6 protein-coding genes and 2 pseudogenes are annotated in these 7,853 nt (G+C 67.9%); 7 read left to right on the forward strand and 1 reads right to left on the reverse strand.

All coding sequences use genetic code 11. The annotated features are described in order from the left end of the window. Nucleotides 1-51: 51 nt before the first annotated feature. The 3 genes and pseudogenes from AB0A95_RS34465 to AB0A95_RS34475 all read left to right on the forward strand — a co-directional run. Nucleotides 52-174, forward strand: a pseudogene (locus AB0A95_RS34465) (endo-1,4-beta-xylanase); the annotation flags it as partial. A 111-nt stretch (nt 175-285) separates the two neighbouring features. Then, a pseudogene (locus AB0A95_RS34470) lies at nt 286-714 on the forward strand (RICIN domain-containing protein); the annotation flags it as partial. 399 nt (nt 715-1,113) lie between these two features. Beyond that, nucleotides 1,114-2,499, forward strand: a complete 1,386-nt coding sequence (locus tag AB0A95_RS34475) for an RICIN domain-containing protein (RefSeq protein ID WP_357559954.1) — start codon at nt 1,114-1,116, stop codon at nt 2,497-2,499. 73 nt (nt 2,500-2,572) lie between these two features. Here the strand turns inward: AB0A95_RS34475 and AB0A95_RS34480 are convergent, their stop codons facing one another. Then, nucleotides 2,573-3,343, reverse strand: a complete 771-nt coding sequence (locus tag AB0A95_RS34480; protein WP_357559955.1) for a FadR/GntR family transcriptional regulator — start codon at nt 3,341-3,343, stop codon at nt 2,573-2,575. Nucleotides 3,344-3,600: 257 nt separating this feature from the next. Here AB0A95_RS34480 and AB0A95_RS34485 point away from each other — a divergent pair, with 257 nt between their 5' ends. From AB0A95_RS34485 to AB0A95_RS34500, 4 genes are read left to right on the forward strand one after another with little or no spacing between them, the layout of a single operon-like run. Then, nucleotides 3,601-4,752: an extracellular solute-binding protein gene (locus AB0A95_RS34485; protein ID WP_357559956.1), complete on the forward strand. Its 1,152-nt coding sequence runs from the start codon at nt 3,601-3,603 to the stop codon at nt 4,750-4,752. A 5-nt stretch (nt 4,753-4,757) separates the two neighbouring features. Further along, nucleotides 4,758-5,738, forward strand: a complete 981-nt coding sequence (locus AB0A95_RS34490; RefSeq protein WP_357559957.1) for a sugar ABC transporter permease — start codon at nt 4,758-4,760, stop codon at nt 5,736-5,738. After that, entirely contained in the window at nt 5,738-6,565 is an 828-nt protein-coding gene (locus tag AB0A95_RS34495; protein WP_357559958.1) for a carbohydrate ABC transporter permease, read from the forward strand. Before AB0A95_RS34490 ends, AB0A95_RS34495 begins: the two co-directional genes overlap by 1 nt. A gap of 1 nt (nt 6,566) precedes the next feature. Next, entirely contained in the window at nt 6,567-7,790 is a 1,224-nt protein-coding gene (locus tag AB0A95_RS34500) for a mandelate racemase/muconate lactonizing enzyme family protein (protein ID WP_357559959.1), read from the forward strand. The last annotated feature ends 63 nt before the right edge of the window (nt 7,791-7,853 follow it).

The raw sequence follows: 7,853 nt of genomic DNA on the forward strand, positions 1-7,853 counted from the left end.
CAGCGTTTCGCCGATCTCGGCGTGGACGTGCAGATCACCGAGCTGGACGTGATGAGTGGCGGCAACCAGGCGAACGTCTTCGCCGGGGTCACCCGGGCCTGCCTGGCCGTCGCGCGCTGCACCGGCATCACCACGTGGGGCGTGCGCGACAGCGACTCCTGGCGCGGCGACGACAACGCCCTGCTCTTCGACCGGTCGGGCAACAAGAAGGCGGCGTACAACTCCGTCCTGGACACTCTCAACTCCGGCTCGACCACTCCCACCACGCCCCCGCCGGGCACCGGGGTGGACACCAGCGCCTGGTACGTGTTGCTCAACCGCAACAGTGGCAAGGCGCTGGACCTGTACGCCTCGGCCACCAACGACGGCGCCCGGATCAGCCAGTGGTCGCGGAACAACGGCACCAACCAGCAGTGGCAGTTCACCGACTCCGGCGGTGGCTACTACCGGGTGAAGTCGCGGCTCTCCGGCAAGGTTCTCGACGTCAGCGGCCGCTCCACCGCCGACGGCGGGGCGATCGTGCAGTGGTCCGACAACAACGGGACGAACCAGCAGTTCCGGCTCGCCGAGTCGAGCGGCGGCTACGTGCGGCTGATCAACCGCAACAGCAACAAGGCCGTCGAGGTGCAGGGCTCGTCCACCGCCGACGGGGGCAACATCGTGCAGTACGCCGACTGGGGCGGAAACAACCAACAGTGGCAGCTGGTCCGCATCGGATAACAGCCGTCACGAGGCAGCTCGGTAAGCGTGGTGGCCCGTCCCGTTCATCGGGGCGGGCCGCTACGGTGTCGGCTGGCTGTGCGGTTCCGGGGCTGGTTTCCACAGCGGTTTCGTCCGCCGGTCCGGGCCCGTTCGGGTGGGTCCGGTGCCGGTGCCGGGCAGCCGATCCCGATAGACGTCAGTCGTTTGACGTATGACGTTGTGAGCGCTAATTTTCCCACGCGGGCGGCGCGGCCGCACTGTCGACTGCCGGCATGGCCGGGCAGGTGCTCTCGGTGGCCGCATCTCGCCCGCACCCCCGACGTGCCGCCGCCACCACCAGACGCTGGCACGCACCCCCAGGGCACGCGCGTGCGTTCTGCTCGTGGGTGACCCCGATCGAAGGAGTGGACCATGAATGCCATCGGTGAGGTTCGTCCCGCCTCTCCACCGAGACGTCGCTGGCGGTCAGGGTTGGCCGCGGCGGCGGCAGCGATCATGGCGGCCGGCACACTCGTCGCGGTCAACGCGGCGCCCGCGGCGGCGGCGACGGTGGACACCAGCGCCTGGTACGTCCTGGTCAACCGCAACAGCGGCAAGGCGTTGGACCTGGTCTCCTCGGCCATCAACGACGGCGCCCGGATCAGCCAGTGGACGCGCAACAACGGCGCGAACCAGCAGTGGCAGTTCGTCGACTCCGGCAGTGGCTTCTACCGGCTGAAGTCCCGGCACTCCGGCAAGGTCCTCGACGTCAGCGGCCGCTCCACCGCCGACGGCGGGGCGATCGTGCAGTGGTCCGACAACAACGGGACGAACCAGCAGTTCCGGCTCGCCGACTCGGACGGCGGCTACGTGCGGCTGATCAACCGCAACAGCAACAAGGCCGTCGAGGTGCAGGGCTCGTCCACCGCCGACGGCGCCAACATCGTCCAGTACGCCGACTGGAACGGCACCAACCAGCAGTGGCAGCTCGTGCCCACCGACGGCAGCAACCCCCCGCCGTCGGGTGGCAGCGGGTGCGGCAAGGCACCGACGCTGGCCAGCGGCACGCACACGATCCAGAGCAACGGGAAGAGCCGCACCTTCATCCTGCGGGTGCCCGCCAACTACAACAACAGCAACCCCTACCGGCTGATCTTCGCGTTCCACTGGCGCGGCGGCACCATGCAGGAGATCTCCTCGGGTGGCACCAGCGGCACGCCGTGGTCCTACTACGGGCAGCAGGAGCAGTCGAACAACAGCGCGATCCTGGTCGCGCCCCAGGGGTTCGGCAACGGTTGGGGCAACTCCGGCGGTGAGGACATCGTCTTCGTCGACGACATGATCAGCCGCATCGAGAGCAGCCTCTGCGTCAACCCGAGGCAGCGGTTCGCCCTCGGCTTCAGCTGGGGTGGTGGCATGAGCTACGCCATCGCCTGCGCGCGGGCCAACGTCTTCCGTGCCGTCGCGGTCATCTCCGGTGGGCAGATCAGCGGTTGCAGCGGCGGTACGCAGCCCATCGCGTACTTCGGGCTGCACGGCATCACGGACAACGTCCTGAACATCTCCGGGGGCCGGGCGTTGCGCGACACGTTCGTCCGGAACAACGGCTGCACCGCGCAGAGCCCGCGCGAGCCGGCCGCCGGCAGCCGCACGCACGTCACGACCACGTACTCGGGTTGCCGGTCTGGTTACCCGGTGCAGTGGGCCGCGTACGACAACGGTCACATGCCGGGCCCGGTGGACGGCACCTACGCCGAGAGCGGCATCACGACCTGGACCAAGGGTGAGATCTGGAGGTTCTTCGCACAGTTCTCGTGAGGCCGGTCGGCCTCAGCTGGCGGCGCCTGCTCCCGTACCTCGGGGGCGGGCGCCGTCTCGTTGCCCGCGACGGTCAGCGTTGCAGCCGGATCGGCTTGCCCGAACCGCTGCGGCGCACCAGCCAGGCCTCGGTGATGTGGGTGAACATCGCCTCGGCGGCACCGTCGGAGTCGTGCGCGGCGATGCGCTCGTAGATGCGCCGGTGGCCCCGGTTGGACGCCACGCACAGGGACCGTTCGGTGCGGCCCATGTAGCGGGCGGTGTTGATGACCTGGCTTTCCAGCGCCCGCACCACGCCCCGGGCGATCCGGTTTCCGGAGGTCTGCATTATCGCGTCGTGGAAGGCCCGGTCGTGCTCGTGGTAGGTGACGTGGTCGTCGACGAGCTCGTCCATCCGGTCCACCATCGCGTGCAGCCGCTCGATGGTCCCGGCGTCGGCGAGGCGGGCGGCGACGTTCGCCATGTCGGACTCCAGCACGCGCCGGGTGACCACGAGATCGTCGAGGATGTCGAGGCTGTCGTCCTCGGCGATGGTGGCCCCGAGGACGAGTTCGTCGAGCATGTCCCACTGCGCCGCCGGGGTGACCATGGTGCCCGCACCCTGGCGAACCTGCACCAGCCCCTTCTCCTGAAGGATCTTGACTGCTTCCCGGACGACGGTCCGGCTCACGGAGAACGTCTCGCAGAGGATCGGCTCGGGAGGTAGGGACGTACCGGACTTATGGACGCCACGGACGATGCGCTCCACCAGCTCGGCGGTGACCGCCCTGGCGAGGTTTGTCGGCCTACGCACCCATGCCGGTGTCACCGGGCTGCTGAGGGCTGTTTCCTGCGATAGCGTCATGTCCCCTCCGAAAGGCTCGCCGTGGCACGACGTCCGGCTCAGTGTACGGCTGAGTATTGACGTCACACGTCATACGAGTTACGTTCCGGGCAACATTGGCACGGCGGCACGCCCGCCGGCCACCCCACTTTCTGAGGTGACAACTGATGAGACAGCGCGCAATATGGTCGGCCGTCCTCGTTGTGGGCCTAGCCCTGGCCGGTTGCGGAAGTGCAAGCGATTCGAGTTCGTCCAGCGGGTCGGACAGCAAGTTGGTGGTGTGGGACTGGAAGTCCGGTGAGGCGTTCGCCAAATCCTATCTGGACAAGGCCAAGGCTGACTTCAAGAAAAAGCACCCAAAGGTTGAGGTCGAGTTCGTCGCGCAGCCCTTCGACCAGTACTACACGCTGCTCGGTGCGGCGATCCAGTCCGGCAAGGGTCCGGACGTCATGCTGTTCAACGGCGGTGGCCAGATTCGCGACCGGGTTGACGCGTTGGTGCCGATCACCGACTACGTGGCCGAGGACAAGCAGCGGCTGGCCGGTTGGGACGCGTTCACCAAGGACGGCAAGGTCTACGGCGCCCCGGTGACGCTGCAGGGCTATCCGATCTACTACAACAAGGAGATCTACCGCAAGGCCGGCCTCGACCCGGCGACCCCCGCCGCCACCTGGGACAAGTTCGTCGCCGACTGCGCCGCTATCGCCAAGGCCGGCGCCAAGTGCTTCGCCCTCGGCAACAAGGAGGGCGTCGGCATCCAGTTCTGGCTCTCCAGCATGGGGTCGGTCACCCTCACGGCCGCGGAGTACGACGCCTGGATCACCGGCAAGCGCGACTGGAACTCGGCGAACGTCAAGCGGATCTTCCAGCTCTGGAAGGAGACCGGCGACAAGAAGATGAACAGCGACGGGGCCAACTCGACAGCGATGTTCAACGACTCCTTCGCACTCTTCCAGTCCGGTAAGGCCGCGCACGTCATGGGTCTGATGTCGGACGTGGGGCACTGGCAGGACTTCAACGAGTTCCTCACCCCGGAGAAGCTCGGCGTCATGAAGGCCCCGGTCGTCACCGCTGGCACCACCCCGAGCCTCCCGTACGACGGTGGCATCGGCTACGCGGTCGCCAAGTGGACGAAGGACCCGAAGGTGGCCGCCGACCTGGTGCGCTCCCTGAGCTCGGCCGACGCGTTGAAGGCCTTCTACGCCGACGCCGGCGCGATCGCCGCCGACACCACCATCGACGTGTCCGCGGGCGGGCCCGCGGTCTCCACGATCGTCGGCGACCTGAAGACCGGCAAGCCGGCTCTGCACGTCGCGCTCTCCTCGAAGACGCTCGACCTGATGGGCCGCCTCTCCCAGCAACTGCTCAGCGGGTCGATCACCGTCGACGAGGTGGTGAAGCAGTTGGCCGCTTCCGACCAGGCGGGCTGACCCTCGTGTCAATTGGAAACACGCAACCGTCGGTCCGTCTGGCTCAGGCCGGACGGGCCGGCGGGGCGGCGCCCACCCCCGCCACCCATCGGCATGGTGCACAGCCCCGTCGCACCCGCGGCGGCCTGCGGGCCGAACGCCTCGCCCCCTACATCCTGGTCGCTCCGGCCATCCTGATCATCGTGGTGCTGCGGCTCTATCCGCTGCTCCTCGGCGTCAACTTCTCCTTCACCGGCGACGGTGCGCAGAACGGGACGGCTGTCGGATTCGGCAACTACCGCGAGTTGTTCCACGATCCGCTGTTCCGGACGGCGCTGAGCAACGTCGGGCTGCTGGTGCTGTTGCTCCCGGTGGCGGTGGCCATCCCCGGCCTGCTCGCGACGTTCATCTACCTGCGGGTGCCCGGCCACCGCTTCTACCGCAGCGTGTACTTCTTCCCCGCGGTGCTCTCGCCGGTCATCGTCGGCGCGATCTTCAACCTGCTGCTCGCCTTCGACGGTCCTCTCAACGCCATCCTCGGGTCGTTCGGCATCACTCCGGTGGACTGGCTCGGTGACCCGGACATCGCGATGTTCATGGTGGTGGGTGTGCACATCTGGGCCACCTTCGGAATGGCCCTGGTGGTGTTCCTCTCCGGCTTCGCCACCCTGGACCCCGCGCTGCTGGACGCTGCCCGGGTGGACGGGGCGTCGCTGCGCCAGGTGGTCTGGCACGTGATCGTCCCGGCCCTCTCGCGCACCATCCAGTTCGTCTTCGTGACCACGATGATCGGGATGCTGACCTCGATGTTCGGGTTGCTCTACGTCATGACCAGCGGCGGGCCGGAGGGGTCGACGTACCTGCCGGAGTTCTACATCTGGAAGCAGCAGGGCCAGATGAACCGTCCCGCTCTCGCGTCGGCCGCGTCGACGATCCTCTTCATGATCATGCTCGTGGTGGGGCTGTTGCAGATCAAGCTGCTCGAACGATCCGGAAAGGAGGATTGATGTCTCGGGCCCGCCTGGGATGGTGGCTGATCGCCATCCCCATGTCACTGCTCGCGCTGGCGACGATCTACCCACTGCTCTTCACCGCCAACGTCGCGATGAAGACCCGCCGTGACTACATCCTCGACCGGTTCTCCCTGACCGACGCCCTGCGCTGGGAGAACATCAGCACGGCGTGGAACAGCGTCGGCATGGGCCGCTACTTCGTCAACTCGCTGCTCGTGGTGACGGTGTCGGTGCTGCTGCTGCTGCTGCTCGGGTCGATGGCCGGCTTCGCGCTGAGCCAGCTGCGGTTCCGTGGCTCGTCGGCGTTGTTCCTGGGTTGCCTCGCGGGGCTCTTCATCCCGTTCCAGGTGATCATGGTGCCGCTGTCCCGGATCATGGCCGACGCGGGGCTGATCGACACGTACCCCGGTCTGATCCTCGTCTACGTGGCCCAGTTCCTGCCCTTCACGGTCTTTCTGATGACGAGCTACTACCGGGGCATCCCATCGGAGATCGTCGACGCCGCCCGGATCGACGGCAACACCGTGTACGGCGTGTACCGCCGGATCATGTTGCCGCTGGGCACCCCGGCACTGCTGTCGGTCGGCATCCTCAACGCCCTGTTCTGCTGGAACGACGTCCTCATGGCGCTGGTGATGATGCCCTCCGCCGATCACCGGACACTGATGATCGGTGTCACCTCGTTGCGGGGTCAGTACTCCGACAACATTCCCACCTTCGCCTCCGGGGTGCTGATCGCCGCCATTCCCGTCCTGTTGGTTTACCTGTTCCTCCAGCGCCAAATTGCCGACGGTGTAGCCGCCGGTTCCACGAAGGGTTGACATGCGGATCACGGGATATCGGACGCTCTCCACGGTCCAGGAATGGGGGCGGCCCGTCGGCGACGCCAACGGGGTGTTCGCCGACGGGGTGGTTCCGGTCTCGATCGTCATCGTCGACACCGACGAGGGCATCTCGGGAGTCGGCCTCGGGCCGCACGTCGAGATCGAGCGGATCTTCGCAGCAATCGAGGGCGAAGACCCCCGTGCCGTGACAACGCTGTACGACCGCATGCTGCGGCACACCTTCAAGGCCGGTCACGCCGGCCCGGTGTTCGGCACCATCGGCGCACTGGACACCGCCCTCTGGGACATCAAGGCGCAGGCGGCCGGCGAGCCGCTGTGGCGGCTGCTGGGCGGACGTGACCGGCGCGTCAACGCCTACGCGTCCGGCCTGGACATCGGGCTCACCGACGACGAACTCGTCGCGGAGTACGAGGTCTACGCCAGCCACGGTCTGCGTGCCGCCAAGCTCAAGGGCGGTCTCGACCTCGATCGCGACCGGCACCGCCTGACCCTGGTCAAGGAGGTCCTGACCGAGGCCGGGCACGGTCGGCGACCGGGTCTGATGCTCGACGTCAACGAGGCCTGGACCCGCAAGCAGGCCGTGCGGCACGTCTGCGACCTCGAACGCGCCCTCGACCTCATCTGGATCGAGGAGCCCGTCCGACGCTGGGACGCCGAGGGCCTCGCCGTCGTCAGCCGAGGCGTCAACGCGTCGGTCGCCACCGGCGAGAACCTCACCGGGCTCGAACAGTACCGTCCGCTGCTCGCCGCCGGCGCTGTCGACATCGTCCAGATGGCCGCGGTCTGGGGAGTCACCCACTTCCTGCGGGCGTCCGCCCTGGCGCACGCGTACGACCTGCCGGTCAGCCCGATCGGCAACAGCCCGATCGGCCTGTTGCACGCCGCGACCTCGGTGCCGAACCACCTGACCAGCGAGTTGCAGGACCTGCGTCCACCGGTCGGCCTCTCCGTCGACCTGCACGTCGAGGACGGCGCCTTCATCCTCGGCGACGCACCCGGGCTGGGTGTCCGGGTCGACGAGGAGCAGATCCGTGCGGCGAACCACCGCCCGCAGGTGCAGACGGCCGAGAGCCCCAACGTTCGGCCGGAGCGGGCTGGCCGGCGGCTGCTGGGCGGAATCGACGGGGTGGTCCCCGCCGGCCAGGTGCCGGTCGTGCCACTGAACTCCCGTACCGAGGTGTCGCCCACCGCACGGCACTGAGCTGACCGCCAGAAAAGAGAGAGAACGTGGGGGGGCCCCCCCCCCCGGGCCCCCCCCCCCCCC

It is taken from the genome of Micromonospora sp. NPDC049230 (assembly GCF_040647875.1).
Lineage (GTDB): Bacteria > Actinomycetota > Actinomycetes > Mycobacteriales > Micromonosporaceae > Micromonospora.